A 460-nucleotide genomic window follows, 5' to 3' on the forward strand; every position below is an offset into this window, starting at 1 on the left:
AAAACTATGGCAACAAACCGAAAAAAATATCACTGCCATACTGGATAGCTGGGTGGTGACTAATGATGGCAAATTAATTAAAAAGCAGGCTGGCAAGGTATAAATCGAAACAGATGCATACCCGTTACACCACTGACAGCAGAAATTATTTTTGTAACAATGCACGCAATATTGATACAACCTCATTCAGCCAATTTGCCATTTTTTAAGAGAAATTCCGGTTTGCTCACTATTTTACGCTAAATATATTCGGTAGATTGCATATATATTAAAACATAATAATCTATTTAGAGTTAATATTTCGTTACACTAGTTAATTTTTGTTTATGTTTTTGTTTGCATTATCTTAAAATTATGCTAATTTATACTTTAGTCCTACAGGAGACATCAGTATGAGAAATTTATTGATTTCGTATGCTAAAGCTGTCTGTTTAACTGGCCTGCTTTTGCTGTCTGGCTG

The sequence above is a fragment of the Snodgrassella sp. B3837 genome, assembly GCF_026535955.1.
GTDB lineage: Bacteria > Pseudomonadota > Gammaproteobacteria > Burkholderiales > Neisseriaceae > Snodgrassella > Snodgrassella alvi_E.